The 13,334-nt window shown below is 73.2% G+C and carries 13 protein-coding genes and 1 pseudogene; 3 read left to right on the top strand and 11 right to left on the bottom strand.

The features are described from left to right. The 3 genes and pseudogenes from D3105_RS22190 to D3105_RS22180 all read left to right on the top strand — a co-directional run. A pseudogene (locus D3105_RS22190) lies at positions 1-462 on the top strand (diacylglycerol kinase); the annotation flags it as partial. 50 nt (positions 463-512) lie between these two features. Further along, the gene (locus tag D3105_RS22185; protein WP_006126332.1) at positions 513-785 is read left to right on the top strand and encodes a DUF1876 domain-containing protein; all 273 of its coding nucleotides are present in this window, start codon (positions 513-515) and stop codon (positions 783-785) included. Between the two features lie 119 nt (positions 786-904). Next, positions 905-1,246, top strand: a complete 342-nt coding sequence (locus tag D3105_RS22180; RefSeq protein ID WP_118904826.1) for a hypothetical protein — start codon at positions 905-907, stop codon at positions 1,244-1,246. A gap of 25 nt (positions 1,247-1,271) precedes the next feature. Here D3105_RS22180 and D3105_RS22175 read toward each other — a convergent pair whose 3' ends face one another. The 11 genes from D3105_RS22175 to fbaA form a co-directional block, all read right to left on the bottom strand. Beyond that, entirely contained in the window at positions 1,272-2,477 is a 1,206-nt protein-coding gene (locus D3105_RS22175; RefSeq protein WP_118904825.1) for a cytochrome P450, read from the bottom strand. 54 nt (positions 2,478-2,531) lie between these two features. Beyond that, positions 2,532-3,200, bottom strand: coding sequence for a response regulator (locus D3105_RS22170; RefSeq protein ID WP_006126329.1), 669 nt, complete (start codon positions 3,198-3,200; stop codon positions 2,532-2,534). Beyond that, a complete protein-coding gene (locus D3105_RS22165; protein ID WP_118904824.1) occupies positions 3,197-4,534 on the bottom strand; it encodes a sensor histidine kinase in 1,338 nt (445 codons plus the stop codon). Before D3105_RS22165 ends, D3105_RS22170 begins: the two co-directional genes overlap by 4 nt. Before the next feature lie 120 nt (positions 4,535-4,654). Continuing rightward, complete coding sequence (locus tag D3105_RS22160; protein WP_118904823.1) at positions 4,655-5,482, bottom strand: NAD(P)H-binding protein; 828 nt, start codon at positions 5,480-5,482, stop codon at positions 4,655-4,657. Between the two features lie 109 nt (positions 5,483-5,591). Beyond that, positions 5,592-6,485 carry an alpha/beta hydrolase gene (locus D3105_RS22155; protein WP_118904822.1) on the bottom strand — a complete coding sequence of 298 codons (894 nt, stop codon included), beginning with the start codon at positions 6,483-6,485 and terminating at the stop codon, positions 5,592-5,594. Positions 6,486-6,607: 122 nt separating this feature from the next. Continuing rightward, positions 6,608-7,822, bottom strand: coding sequence for a kynureninase (gene kynU / locus D3105_RS22150; protein WP_118904821.1), 1,215 nt, complete (start codon positions 7,820-7,822; stop codon positions 6,608-6,610). Then, the gene (locus tag D3105_RS22145) at positions 7,815-8,663 is read right to left on the bottom strand and encodes a tryptophan 2,3-dioxygenase family protein (RefSeq protein WP_030722149.1); all 849 of its coding nucleotides are present in this window, start codon (positions 8,661-8,663) and stop codon (positions 7,815-7,817) included. Before D3105_RS22145 ends, kynU begins: the two co-directional genes overlap by 8 nt. Before the next feature lie 142 nt (positions 8,664-8,805). After that, entirely contained in the window at positions 8,806-9,219 is a 414-nt protein-coding gene (locus D3105_RS22140; RefSeq protein WP_003967556.1) for a DUF3151 domain-containing protein, read from the bottom strand. Between the two features lie 53 nt (positions 9,220-9,272). Then, positions 9,273-10,781: a DHA2 family efflux MFS transporter permease subunit gene (locus D3105_RS22135; protein ID WP_118904820.1), complete on the bottom strand. Its 1,509-nt coding sequence runs from the start codon at positions 10,779-10,781 to the stop codon at positions 9,273-9,275. A 166-nt stretch (positions 10,782-10,947) separates the two neighbouring features. Then, entirely contained in the window at positions 10,948-12,117 is a 1,170-nt protein-coding gene (locus D3105_RS22130; RefSeq protein WP_118904819.1) for a MalY/PatB family protein, read from the bottom strand. Positions 12,118-12,217: 100 nt separating this feature from the next. Beyond that, positions 12,218-13,249: a class II fructose-bisphosphate aldolase gene (gene fbaA / locus D3105_RS22125; RefSeq protein ID WP_065486310.1), complete on the bottom strand. Its 1,032-nt coding sequence runs from the start codon at positions 13,247-13,249 to the stop codon at positions 12,218-12,220. Between the last annotated feature and the right edge of the window lie 85 nt (positions 13,250-13,334).

Below are 13,334 nucleotides of genomic sequence, written 5' to 3'. Positions count from 1 at the left end.
GTCCTGGGCCGCCTGCGCCTCCCGGCCCCGCCGCCCCCGCCGCCCGGCTCCGGGACCCCGCACGCGGGCGTCACTACCGTTTGGGACACCTGCCGCTCGCTGGTGACCTCCCTGGTCCGCCCGGCCCCGGTCGCCGCCACGACGAACCCGGGCACGCACCGCCTGCGCATCGAGGCGGACGGGGTGCTGCTGAGCGACCTGGACACGCCCGTCCGGGACCTCTCGGTCACCTCCCAGGGAGACGGGGGCCTCGCCGACGTCGTCGTCCGCACCGGTTCCGGCGAGGACGTCACGGCGGAGGCCAAGGCCGTCACGGTCTCCGGCGCGGACTTCCGCTACCGGGCCGACATACAGACCGGGGGGCCGGTGCGGACCCGGACCTGGACGGTCCGGGCGGGCGCCTGGGGGCTGATGCTCCCGGGCCCGGCGAGCGCGGACGCGGCGGCGGGCGCACGCTGGTAGGAGACGGCCCCGGAGCCGTCCCGTACTGCCAGGTCCCGGAGGTGACCGTCATGACCAGGATCGCTGTCGGATGGCACATCGACCTCGAATTCGAGGAGGACACGCACCGCACGCGTGCGGCGGCGCTCGTCCGCCTCTCCGACGGAACAGAGGTACGCGCCCACGGCTACGCCAGCCGCCATCCCTCGGACGCCGACCAGCAGCGGGTCGGGGAGGAGATCGCGGGGGCCCGGGCGCTGAACGAACTGGCGATGAAACTGCTGACGAAGGCGCACGACGAGATCGACGAGGCGTCGGGGCGGAAGTCGTACCCGCTGACGTGATGCGGGGGCGGTGCCCCCGTGCCCCCGCTCCTCAATCGCCGGATGGGCTTGAGAAGAACCCCCGGAGGGCTTGAACGCGCCCCGGAACCGCTCCCGTGCTCCGTCGCGTCCCCCGGATCATGGAAACCGAGAACCCGCGGCGTGAAGCCGTCGTCGGAACCGCCGGCTGCGTGACCGCCTTCGCCGGAGCGCTCGCGGGCATCGTGCTCTGGGCGCCGCACGGCAAGGGCGGTCTCCTCGACGGCTTCGAGGGCGCCTCCAACTGGAACGTGCTCTGGGTCGGTCTGCCTCTCATGATCCTCGGCGGGACCGCGGCGGCCCTGGCCGTGTTCTTCCTGGTCCGGGGCGACTGGAAGCGGGCGCTCGGTTGCGTCGCGGCCATCGCCGTCCTCTTCGCGCTCGGCATCGCCGTGGACGCGCTGGCCGGGGCGCCGAGGCCGGAGTGCTACGACCCCTGCTGAGCCCCCGCGGCCCCGGCCGGAAGGCCTACACCTCCGCGCGCAGCTCCTTCAGACCCCGGATCACATACCCCGGCTGCCACTCCGGCTCCGCCGTCATCCGCAGCGCGGGCGCCTTCCGCAGCAGCTCTCCGAAGGACGCGGCCAGCTCCAGCCGGGCCAGCGGGGCGCCCAGGCAGAAGTGGATGCCCGCGCCGAAGGTGATGTGCGGGTTGTCCGTACGGGACAGGTCCAGGACGTCCGGGCGCGCGAACCGTTCCGGGTCCCGGTTGGCCGAGCCGAACAGCAGCGCCACCTCCGCGCCCCGCTCGATCACCTGGCCGTCGATCTCGATGTCGTCCAGCACCCAGCGCTCGAACATCTGCAACGGGGTGTCGTAGCGCAGCAGCTCCTCGATCGCGGTGGGCAGCAGCGCGGGGTCGGCGCGCAGGGCGGCCAGCTGCTCCGGGTGGTGGAAGAGGGTCCGCCAGCCGTTGACGGTGGTGTTCACCGTCGCCTCGTGGCCCGCGTTCAGCAGCAGCACACAGGTGGAGATCATCTCCTGCTCGGTCAGCCGCTCGCCCTCGTCGTGGGCGGCGATGAGCGCCGAGATCAGGTCGTCGCCGGGGTTCGCCCGCCGCTCGGTGATCAGGCCGCGCAGATACGTGGAGAAGTCCACGCAGGCGCGGACGGCGGCCCACGCCGTCTCCTCCGACGGGTTCAGCTCGAACATTCCGCAGATCGCCGCCGACCAGGGCCGCAGCAGCCCCCGGTCCGTCTCCGGGACGCCCAGCATCTCCGCGATGACGGCGACCGGCAGCGGCTCCGCGACCTCCGCCAGCAGGTCCCCGCCGCCATCGGCCACGAACGCGTCGACCAGCTCGGCCGCCAGCCGCCTCACCGTCGGGGCGAGGTTCTCGACCGTACGCGGGGTGAACGCCTTGGAGATCAGCCGCCGGATCCGGGGATGGTCGGGGGCCTCCAGATCGAGGATGCCCTGCCCGTTGAGCGTGGTGAACGGCTCGTGCTCGGGCGGCGGCGGGGTCCGGCCGAACTCCTCGTGGCTGAAGCGGTGCAGATACGTACGCCCGAGGCGCCGGTCGCGCAGCAGGGCCGATACGTCGGAGTGGTGCGGGATCAGCCACTGCCCCGTCGGCTCGAACCAGTGCGCGCGGCCGGCGGCGCGCAGCGCGGTGTAGGCGGGGTAGGGATCGGCGACGAACGCGGGCGACCAGGGATCGAAGGACACGTGCATGGCCCGACGCTACCCGTGCCCGCGCCCGCCGCAAGGGGTCCGGCGCAGCTCCGGCTACCCCGGGGTGACCAGCCGTGCCTCGTAAGCGAACACCGCCGCCTGGGTCCGGTCGCGCAGCCCCAGCTTCACCAGGATGCGGCTCACATGCGTCTTGATCGTGGACTCGGCGACGATCAGATGCGAGGCGATCTCCGCGTTGGAGAGCCCCTGCGCGATCAGGACGAGCACCTCCGTCTCGCGCTCGGTGAGATCCCCGATCCGGGCCAGCGCGGGCGGCCGCGGGGTCTCCGCGAGCTTGGAGAACTCGGTGATGAGGCGCCGGGTGACCGTCGGGGCGAGCAGCGCCTCGCCCGAGGCCACCACCCGTACCCCGTCGGCGAGCTGCCGGGCCGACGCGTCCTTGAGGAGGAAGCCCGAGGCCCCGGCACGCAGCGCCTGGTAGACGTACTCGTCGAGGTCGAAGGTGGTCAGCACCAGGACCTTCGCGTCGGCGTCCCGGGCGACGATCTCGCGGGTCGCCTCGATGCCGTTCATCTCCGGCATGCGGATGTCCATCAGGACGACGTCCGGGCGCAGGGCGGCGACCTGGTCGAGCGCCTGCCGGCCGTCCAGCGCCTCGCCGACGACGGTGATCCCGGGCATCGCGTTGAGCAGGACCGAGAAGCCCTCGCGGACCATCATCTGGTCGTCGACGATCAGGACCCGGATGTCGGTGTCGCTCATGCCCGGCCGTCCCGGTCGATGACGACGGTGTCGGCGTTGCCCTCGGCCGTATCCCCGGACTCCGGGCGCTCCGGCTGCTCGGACAGCGGCACCGGGAGGAACACCGCGACCTCGTACCCGCCGTCGGCCGTCGTCCCGGCCGTCATCTCGCCGTTCAGCATCGCGACCCGCTCCCGCATCCCGGTGATCCCGTGCCCGGCGCCGGGCGAGGGCTTGACCAGGCCCCGCGCGGGTCCGTTGACCACGCGCAGCCCGAGCCCGCCGAGGACATAGCCCAGCTCGACCCGGGCCGTGGAGCCCGGAGCGTGCCGCAGGCTGTTGCTCAGGGCCTCCTGGACGATGCGGTACGCCGACAGCTCGACGCCCTGCGGCAGCTCGCGGACGGCCCCGGTGATCACCTTCTCCGTCTCGAGGCCCGTCTCGCGGACGTTGTCCAGGAGTCCGTCGAGCGCGGCGAGGGTGGGCTGCGGGGCGTCGGGGGCCTCGTAGTCCTCCGCCCGGACGACCCCGAGGACGCGGCGCAGTTCGGTGAGGGCGGCCACGGCGTTCTCCCGGATGGTGACGAAGGCCTGCTCCAGCTCGGGCGGCGGATTCTCCACCCGGTAGGGGGCGGCCTCGGCCTGGATCGCGACGACCGACATGTGGTGGGCGACCACGTCGTGCAGCTCCCGGGCGATGGTGGTGCGCTCCTCCAGCAGCGTGCGCCGGTCGCGCTCGACGGCGGTGACCGTGCGCTGGACCGTGACCTCGCGTTCGGCGTCGCGCCGGATCTGGACCACGGCGACGACGAGCAGCGCGAAGGCGGACAGCGTCACCAGGGGCGCGGTGATCGACGGGTCGCCGCCCTCCACCAGTACCCCGAACAGCAGGGTCAGCAGCCACATCAAGGCGGCCGTACGGGGCCGGGTCCGGGCGGCCACGACCACCAGGACCACCACCTGCGCCGCGAAGGTGCTCGGCCCCCACAGCTCGCTGCCCAGGATCCCGCAGAAGACGGTCGCCAGCATCGAGGCCCAGAAGGCTGCGACCGGCCTGATGAGGGTCATCGCGACCGGGATCGCGGGCACCACGCCCATCAGGAAGCGGTGGTTCCACTCGGCGAACCCGGCCATCATCACGAGGAAGGCGGCGAACAGCACCAGCGCGTGCGGGGTCCAGACGGTGGCCTTCCGCAGGCCCTCGGGCAGCCGCCGTATCAGCCGGCCGTCGGGGTTCAGCGGCGGCAGCGGCCGGTAGGCGAGTACATCACGCATCAGGTCGTTCCGCAGGCCGTCGATGGCCCCTGCGGCCGCCCGGAACTCCGGGCCACTGGTCTTCGTCTGGGTCTCGGTCACGCTTCCACGGTAGGCGGCGGCGGACGGCGGGTCGTCAGCATCGCTACGGATTCCGGAGCGTCCGTCTCAAGGACTACCCGCCTCCGCCGCACCGCCCCGGAGGTCCGGTCAGGCCCCCGGTCAGGCCTCGGCGCGGAAGAGGTGCGCGTGCTCCTCGGCCCACTGGGCGAAGGTCCGCGCCGGCCGCCCGGTGACCTTCTCCACCGTGTCGAGCACGGTCCGGCCCTCCGGCGGCGTGTCCCGGTAGACGTCGATCAGGAACGCGATCACGTCTTCCGGCATGCCCTGGCCCCGCCAGGTCTCCAGCGCCTGCTCCTCGGTGAGCTCGACCAGCTCCACGTCCGCGCCCCGCGCCGCGCCGACGGCCGTCGTCTTGTCGCGGACGGTCAGCACCTGCGGTCCGGTGACCAGGTACTCCTGGCCGCCGTGCCCGTCCTCGGTGAGTGCGACGGCCGCCACCGCGCCGATGTCGGACTCGTGGACCATCGCACTCAGCCGGTCCACGAACGGCTCGCGCACCACGCCCTCGCTCCGGATGCCGGGCGCCCACTCCAGGGCGTTCGCCATGAACTCCACGGGCATCACGACCGTCCAGGCGAAGTCGCTCGCACGCACCGCCGTCTCCACCGGGGTGTCCCCGCCGCCGTGCAGCACGGTCACCCGGCGCACGCCCGCCTCTTCCGCCAGGGCGAGGATCTCGTCGGCGGTCTCCAGCGGGGCGAAGTACGCTCCGCCGAAGGTGATGAGGTGCAGCCCGGTCACCCCGCGCAGCGCGGGGGCCAGCGACGCCGGGTTCCCAAGGTCGCCGCCGACGACCTCGACGCCCGCCGGGAACTCCGCCCGCTCCGGGTCGCGGGTGAGGGCCCGGACGTGCTCACCGCGCTCCAGCAGCTGCTCGACCACGCGGCGGCCGACCGTTCCCGTGGCTCCGGTCACCAGGATCGTCATGAGGTTCTCCTTCGTCGGTTCCGACTCCGTCTGAGCGGCAACACGGCCAAGGTAGAGACCATTGAGGACACCTTCGGTCCTCTGTTCCGGGCCTCCCTTCGGGAAGGGTTCACCAGGCGAGCTGGGTGATCTCCTCGGCGACGACGGCGCAGGCGTCGGCGGCCGGGTCGATCAGCGGGAAGTGCCCGACGCCGCCGAGCAGGGTCAGCCCGACCGTCTCGCCGGCCAGGGCCGCCGCGTCGACGTACGCCTCGGAGACCGCCTGCGGGACGACGATGTCGTCGACTCCCTGCACGATCGCGGTGGCGATCCCGGTCGGCAGCAGCACCCCGGGGTCGGCGTGCGCCGCCCGGTCCTCGTCACCGGCCTCCCCGCCCAGAAGCTGCGTGACCGCACCGCCGCACACCCCCAGCCGGACCGCCGCCGCGAAGTCCGCGATCGGGGCCAGGGCGACGACCCCGCGCAGCGGCGGCGGGGCGGGCAACCGCCACGACGACCCCTCGGGCAGGACGTGGCGCGCCGCCGCCCACAGGGCGAGGTGTCCGCCCGCCGAGTGCCCGGTGACCACGATCCGCCGCACATCGGCGCCCGGCAGCGCGCGGGCGGCCAGCACGGGCATCGCGTCCAGGGCCGCGGCCACGTCGTCGAAGGTCTCCGGCCAGCGCCCCGCGACCGGATCGGCGCCCGGAGCACGCTGCCCCTCGCCGCCGCGCCGGTACTCCACATTGGCCACGGCGAAGCCGCGGCGGGCCAGGAAGTCCGCGAGCGGGGAGACATGGGCCCGGTCGTACGGGGCACGCCAGGCGCCGCCGTGCAGGAGGACGACGAGCGGGGCGGCGGTGCGGCCGTCGCGCGGGGCGTAGAAGTCGACGACCTGGTCGGGGTGGTCCCCGTAGGCGGCGGTGGCGTCGGGGGCGACGGCGGGGTGCGCGAAGGCCGACGCGCTCTCGGCCGCGTCCCGCTCCCGCGCCGCAGAGTCCGGGGAACCCGGGGAATCCGACATGCTGCTCAACCGTCCTCTGCCCGTGGCCTGTTCCTGTGTGCCGCCCCAACTGGGTTGACCTGCGGGGACGGTACCAGCACTCGGTACCGTCCCCGCCCGGTCGCACAGGCGTTGACGGCCGGTCAGGCCGCCGGTGCCTCCGCCAGCACCTCGGCCAGCACCCGCGCCGCCCGTTCCGCGTCGGCGAATCCGACGTACAGCGGAGTGAAGCCGAACCGCAGCACGTCCGGCCGCCGCAGGTCGCCGACGACGCCCCGCTCGATGAGGCGGCGCATCACGGGCTCGGCGTCGTCGCAGCGCAGGGCGACCTGGCTGCCGCGTTGGGCGTGCGCGGCCGGGGTGGCGGAGGTGACCCGGCCCGCCGGGACGTACGCCTCGACGCACTCCAGGAAGAAGTCCGTCAGCGCCAGGGACTTGGCCCGTACGGTGTCCACCGACACCCCGTCCCACACGTCGAGCGCCGCTTCCAGCGTCAGCATCGAGACGATGTCGGGGGTGCCGACCCGGCCCCGTACGGAACCGTCCGCCGGGGCGTAGTCGGGAGTCATGCCGAACGGGTCGGCGTGCGAGTTCCAGCCCGGCAGCGGCGAGTCGAAGGCGGCCTGGTGGCGCTCGGCGACGTACAGGTACGCGGGCGAACCGGGGCCGCCGTTGAGGTACTTGTACGTACAGCCGACCGCCAGGTCCACCCCGTGCTCGTCGAGCCCGACGGGCAGCGCGCCGGCGCTGTGGCAGAGGTCCCACACCGCGACCGCGCCCGCCGCGTGGACGGCGGCGGTCAGCCCGGGCAGGTCGTGCAGCCGGCCGGACCGGTAGTCGACGTGGTTGAGCAGGACCACGGCGGTCCGGGGACCGAGCGCGGCCGGTACGTCGTCCGGCGCCACGGGCACGATCCGGTGTCCGGTGAGCCGGGCGGCGGACGCCGCGATGTACCCGTCCGTGGGAAAGGTCGTCGCGTCAACCAGGATCTCGTCGCGTCCCTCGCCCGCGATGCGGGCCGCGGCGACGACGGCCTTGAAGACGTTCACGCTGGTCGAGTCCCCGACGACGATCTGCCCGGCGGCAGCCCCGACGAGCGGGGCGATCCGGTCGCCGATCCGCTCGGGCGCGGTCCACCAGCCGCTCTCGTCCCAGGACCGGATGCGCAGCTGGCCCCACTGGCGGGTGAGGACGTCCTGCACCCGGGCGGGGACGTGGACGGGCAGCGCGCCGAGGCTGTTGCCGTCGAGGTAGACGCCGTCGTCGAGCGCGAAGAGCTCGCGGCGGGCGGCGAGCGGATCGGCGGCGTCGAGCTTCAGCGCCCGTTCGCGGAGCGCGTCACGGGAGGTTTCAGACATGGCTGCGCGCCGTCCACAGCTCGGGGAACACGTTCTTCGTGGCGCGCTTCTCCAGCCAGGCGACCCCGGCGGAACCGCCGGTGCCGGTCTTGGAACCCATCGCGCGGCGGGTGGCGACGAGATGGTCGTTGCGCCAGCGCCACACCAGCTCGCCGACGTCGGTGAGCAGCTCGCCGAGGCGGACCAGCTCGTCGTTCTGGTCGTCGGAGGCGTAGATCTCCGCCCACACGGCTTCGACCTCGGGCGACGGCTCATACCGCTTGGTCAGGTCCCGGGTGGTGACGGCCTCGGGAATGGCGTACCCGCGCCGGGCCAGCAGGGCGAGGGTCTCGTCGTACAGGCTGGGCTCCCCGAGCGCTTTCTCCAGCTCGGCGTACACGCGGGGCGCGCCCCGGTGCGGCACCAGCATGGAGGCGGACTTGTCGCCGAGCAAGAACTCCATCCGCCGGTACATCGCGGACTGGAATCCGGACCCCTCGCCGAGGGAGCCCCGATAGGAGTTGAACTGGGCGGGGGTGAGTCCGGCCAGCGGCCGCCAGGACTCGTTGAGCGCCTCCAGCTCGCGCAGCGAACGCTTCAGGGCGTCGCGCGCGACGGGTATGCGGTCCTCGCGCAGGGCGCGGGTGGCGGTCTCCCACTCATGGACGATGACCGTGAACCACAGCTCCATGACCTGGGTGGTGACCAGGAAGACCATCTCGCCGGGATCGTCCGAGCGCAGGTGCTGGAGGTGGGTCAGGACATCCGCCTGGACATAGTCCTCGTACGGAGTCGTTCCCGCGAAGTCCAGGTACGGGGTGTCCGCACCGGTGGCTTCGGGGTCGGGGTGGTTGGTCGACATTTCTGTCTCCTCGACACGAGCTTCCGGGTAGCGGTCCGCCCCTTCCGTGAGGTGGTGGAGCTCCGGTCCCCTGCTCGCATACTAAGCGGCTCCCCGCCCGGTGTGCTCGGGCGGGGAGCCGCTCAGTGGTACGCGCCCGGGGTCAGCTGAGGATGTCGGCGGCGGTCGGCGAGGAGTCGCGCAGGAACGTCGAGCAGCGCTCGTGCTCCTCGGTCTCGCCGATCGCGCCCGCGGCCCGGGCCAGGGCGTGCAGGGCGCGCAGGAAGCCGCGGTTCGGCTCGTGCTCGAAGGGGACGGGCCCGTGGCCCTTCCAGCCGGCCCGGCGCAGGGAGTCGAGGCCGCGGTGGTAGCCGGTACGGGCGTACGCGTACGACTCGACGACCCGGCCGCCCTCGAACGCCTCGTCGGCGAGCTGCGCCCAGGCGAGCGAGGAGGTGGGGTACTTCGCGGCGACCTCGGCGGGCGGGGTGCCGGCGGCGAGCAGCTCGCGCGGCTCGGGGTCGTCGGGGAGGTGGGTCGGGGCGGGGCCCCCGAGCAGGTTCTCGTGGATGGACATGGTTCAAGTGTGCCTGCCGTCACGTCCCGGCGGGACCTCGCCCCGGGCCGGTCTCACCCCTCGCGCCGCTCCGGCTCCAGCGGCGGGGCGGTGACCCCGCAGTGGACCGCGCACTCGGGCCGCTCGCTCCGGACGGCGGCGGTGGCGGCCGGGGTGCGTACCGACCACCAGGCGAGGACCGAGCCGGCGACCAGCAGCCCCGCGCACATCGGCATCGCCCGCCGGAACGTCGTGGCGAACTCGCCCGCGTCCCGGTACGCCTCGGGCCCCATCCCGGCGAGCAGCGGCAGGGCGGCCACCGCGATGAGCCCGGCGGCCCGGGCGGCGGCGTTGTTGATGCCGCTGGCCAGACCGGCCCGTCCGGCGTCCACGGCGGCCAGGACGGTCGCGGTGAGCGGCGCGACGACCACGACGAGCCCGGCGCCGAGCACCAGGACGGCGGGCAGCACCTCGGTGACGTACCCGCCGAAGGAGGCGCTGCCCGGCCCCACCCGCAGCATCAGGAGCATCCCGGCGGCGGCCAGCAGCGGCCCCACGGTGAGCGGGATGCGGGGCCCGATGCGCCGCCCCAGTTCACCGGCCCGGGCGGAGAAGAGCAGCATCAGCACGGTGGTGGGCAGCAGCGCCGTACCGGCCCCCAGCGCCGAGTACCCGGCGACGACCTGGAGCTGGATCGCGGAGAGGAAGAAGAAGCCGCCGAGGGCCGCGTAGACGCAGAAGGTCACCAGGTTGACCGAGGTGAACAGCCGGGAGCGGAAGATCGACGGCGGCAGCATGGGGTCGGCCCGCCGCCGCTCGACCCGTACGAACGCGGCCCCCAGCAGCAGCCCGCCGACGGCCGACCCGATCACCAGCGGCGAGGCGCCCTGCTCCGGGGCCTCGATCAGCGCGTACGTCACCCCGGCGAGGGCCAGCGCCCCGAGCGCGGCCCCCAGCACGTCGAAGCGCCCGTGCGCCGCCGGATCCCGCGACTCCGGTACGTGCCGGAGCGCGACGGGTACGCAGATCGCGGCGAGCGGCAGGTTCAGCAGGAACACCCACCGCCAGCCGGGCCCGTCGACGAGCCAGCCGCCCACGAACGGCCCCACGGCCGCCCCGACCCCGCCGAACCCGGACCAGAGCCCCACGGCCCGCGCCCGGTCGTCCGGATGGAAACTGGCCTGGATGAGCGCGAGGGACCCCGGCGTGAGGAGCGCCCCGCCGACGCCCTGGAGCGCCCGGGCGGCGATGAGGACGCCCGCGTTCGGCGCGATCCCGCAGAGCAGGGAGGCCACGGCGAACCAGACCACCCCGACGACGAACACCCGCCGCCGCCCGTACCGGTCCCCGAGCGCCCCGCCGAGGAGGATCAGCCCGGCGAGCGTGAGCATGTAGGCGTTGACGGTCCACTGGAGGGCGGCCATATCGGTGCCGAGGTCCTCGCCGATACGGGGCAGGGCGACGTTGATGACGGTGGAGTCGAGCATCGCCATGCCGGACCCGAGCACCGTGGTCAGCACGACCCAGCGCCCGACGGGCGAGGCGACCCGGATCTCCCCGGGGGCGGAGCCAGCAGCAGCCATGGGGCCAGGGTGCCCCACATGAGCCCCTCCGGCGATTGAGGGCCCGGAGCGCCCGCGCGGGGCAAGGTGCCCGCACGGGACAAGTGCCCGCAGTTCAAGCCCCTCCGGCGATTGAGGAGCGGGGGCCCGGGGGCGGCGCCCCCGAAACCAGCGACCACCGCACGGCTCACACGGTCCGCACCGCCCCTACGGCCCGGACCAACGCCTCCACCCCCAACTCCGCCTTCCCCCGGGGACACCCCACGTTCAGCCGAACGAACCCCGGCGCCCCGTAAACCGAACCCCCCATGATCGCCACCCGCTCCCGCTCCACCAGCACCCGCTGCAACGCCGGCTCCTCCACGCCCAGCGGCCGCAGGTCGATCCAGGCCAGGTATCCGGCCTGCGGCGGCACCCACCCCAGCTCGGGGAACGCGGCCCCCAGCCGCTCAGCCACGTGCCCCAGATTCCCCGCCACGTACGCCCGCACCGCGTCCAGCCACGCCGCCCCCTCCCGGTACGCCGCGATGTGCGCGGTCAGCGACAGGACGGCCGGTGACGCCAGCCCCTCCGCCGTCTCCATCCGCCGCAGGAACTCCGCCCGGTCACCGGGGTCCCCGATGAACCCGTACGAACCGGTCAGTGCCGGAAAGTTGAACGCCTTCGACCCGGACGTGATCAGCGCCCACCGGCCGTCACCCGCCACCCGCGTCCACGGCACATGGACGCGCCCCGCCCCGTCGTCGTGCACGAAGTCCGCGTGGATCTCGTCGCTGATCACCGCGACCCCGTACCGCTCGGCGAGCGCCGCCGTCCGGGCCAGTTCGTCGGCCGTCCACACCCGGCCGGTCGGGTTGTGGGGCGAGCACAGCACCAGCACCTTCGCATCGCCCCGCGCAAGCTCCCGCTCCAGCGCCTCCTCGTCCCCCACCGGCACCCCGCGCAGCTCCCGCCCGAGCCCGGTGATCGCCTTGCGGAAACCGTCGTACACAGGGGTGTGGACGACGACGCCGTCCCCCTCCGCCGTCCACATCTGGAGCAGCTGGGAGAGCTGGCTGAGCACGGACGGCCCGTAGACGAGCTGCCCGGTGTCGATCTCGGTGCCGTACCGGGTGGCGTACCAGTGGGCGATCGCCGAGCGGAAGTCGTCCTGCCACCAGGTGGTGTAGCCGAACACCCCGTGGTCCAGGCGGGCCCGGAGCGCGGCCAGGACCTCGGGGGCCGTGGCGAAGTCCATGTCGGAGATGGTGAACGGCAGCAGGCCGTCGACGCCGAACCGGTCGGCGACCCCGTCCCACTGGACGCACCAGGTGCCCCGGCGGTCGACGACGGTATCGAAATCGTAGGGCGCGCCCACGGCAGATCCTCTTCTCTCTCCCGGCACAGCGACGGGCCCGGCCCTCCGAGGGAGGACCGGGCCCGGCACCGTACGTCCGTACGTCCGTACGAACGGGTGACTACTTCAGCTTGGTGCCCGTGGAGCGCAGGTTCGCGCAGGCCTCGGTGACACGCGCGGCCATGCCGGCCTCGGCGAGCTTGCCCCAGGTGCGGGGGTCGTAGGTCTTCTTGTTGCCGACCTCGCCGTCGACCTTCAGGACACCGTCGTAGTTGCGGAACATGTGGTCCGCGACCGGGCGGGTGAAGGCGTACTGGGTGTCGGTGTCGAGGTTCATCTTCACGACGCCGTTCTCCAGCGCGGTGACGATCTCCTCGGCGGTGGAGCCCGAGCCGCCGTGGAAGACGAAGTCGAACGGCTGGCTGCCGGCCGGCTTGCCGTACTTCTCGGAGACGCCCGCCTGGAGGTCCTTCAGCAGCTCGGGGCGGAGCACGACGTTGCCCGGCTTGTAGACGCCGTGGACGTTGCCGAAGGAGGCGGCCAGCAGGTAGCGGCCCTTCTCGCCCAGGCCGAGCGCCTCGGCGGTACGCAGCGCGTCGTCGACGGTCGTGTACAGCTCGTCGTTGATCTCGTGCGTGACGCCGTCCTCCTCACCGCCGGTCGGGGTGATCTCGACCTCAAGGATGATCTTGGCGGCGGCGGCCTTGGCCAGCAGCTCCTGGCCGATGGCCAGGTTGTCGGCGAGGGTCTCGGCCGAACCGTCCCACATGTGGGACTGGAACAGCGGGTTCAGGCCCTTGGCGACGCGCTCGGCGGAGACGTCGAGCAGCGGACGTACGTACCCGTCCAGCTTGTCCTTGGGGCAGTGGTCGGTGTGCAGCGCGATGGTGACGTCGTACTTCGCCGCGACGATGTGCGCGAACTCGGCCAGGGCGACCGCGCCCGTGACCATGTCCTTGTTGTACTGGCCGCCCAGGAACTCCGCACCACCGGTGGAGATCTGGACGATGCCGTCGCTCTCGGCCTCCGCGAAGCCGCGCAGCGCGGCGTGCAGGGTCTGGGACGAGGTCACGTTGATGGCCGGGTAGGCGAACTTGCCCGCCTTTGCCCGGTCGAGCATCTCGGCGTACGCCTCGGGGGTTGCGATGGGCATCTGACCGCTCCTTGGGATGTGCGGGTGTGCAGGCTGTGAGTCCCTGACCTGGGGGCGACGTCATCGTCGCCCCCATCTTCCCAGA

The sequence above is a fragment of the Streptomyces globisporus genome (genome assembly GCF_003501885.1).
GTDB lineage: Bacteria > Actinomycetota > Actinomycetes > Streptomycetales > Streptomycetaceae > Streptomyces > Streptomyces globisporus_D.
This window is presented reverse-complemented; position numbering and strand designations above follow the sequence as displayed.

What these genes read in the sequence shown, in the direction of transcription:
- D3105_RS22185 (WP_006126332.1), top strand. Translation starts at nt 513, where the DNA reads ATGACCAGGATCGCTGTCGGATGGCACATCGACCTCGAATTCGAGGAG.
- D3105_RS22180 (WP_118904826.1), top strand. Translation starts at nt 905, where the DNA reads ATGGAAACCGAGAACCCGCGGCGTGAAGCCGTCGTCGGAACCGCCGGC.
- D3105_RS22175 (WP_118904825.1), bottom strand. Translation starts at nt 2,477, where the DNA reads ATGCACGTGTCCTTCGATCCCTGGTCGCCCGCGTTCGTCGCCGATCCC.
- D3105_RS22170 (WP_006126329.1), bottom strand. Translation starts at nt 3,200, where the DNA reads ATGAGCGACACCGACATCCGGGTCCTGATCGTCGACGACCAGATGATG.
- D3105_RS22160 (WP_118904823.1), bottom strand. Translation starts at nt 5,482, where the DNA reads ATGACGATCCTGGTGACCGGAGCCACGGGAACGGTCGGCCGCCGCGTG.
- D3105_RS22155 (WP_118904822.1), bottom strand. Translation starts at nt 6,485, where the DNA reads ATGTCGGATTCCCCGGGTTCCCCGGACTCTGCGGCGCGGGAGCGGGAC.
- kynU (WP_118904821.1), bottom strand. Translation starts at nt 7,822, where the DNA reads ATGTCTGAAACCTCCCGTGACGCGCTCCGCGAACGGGCGCTGAAGCTC.
- D3105_RS22145 (WP_030722149.1), bottom strand. Translation starts at nt 8,663, where the DNA reads ATGTCGACCAACCACCCCGACCCCGAAGCCACCGGTGCGGACACCCCG.
- D3105_RS22140 (WP_003967556.1), bottom strand. Translation starts at nt 9,219, where the DNA reads ATGTCCATCCACGAGAACCTGCTCGGGGGCCCCGCCCCGACCCACCTC.
- D3105_RS22135 (WP_118904820.1), bottom strand. Translation starts at nt 10,781, where the DNA reads ATGGCTGCTGCTGGCTCCGCCCCCGGGGAGATCCGGGTCGCCTCGCCC.
- fbaA (WP_065486310.1), bottom strand. Translation starts at nt 13,249, where the DNA reads ATGCCCATCGCAACCCCCGAGGCGTACGCCGAGATGCTCGACCGGGCA.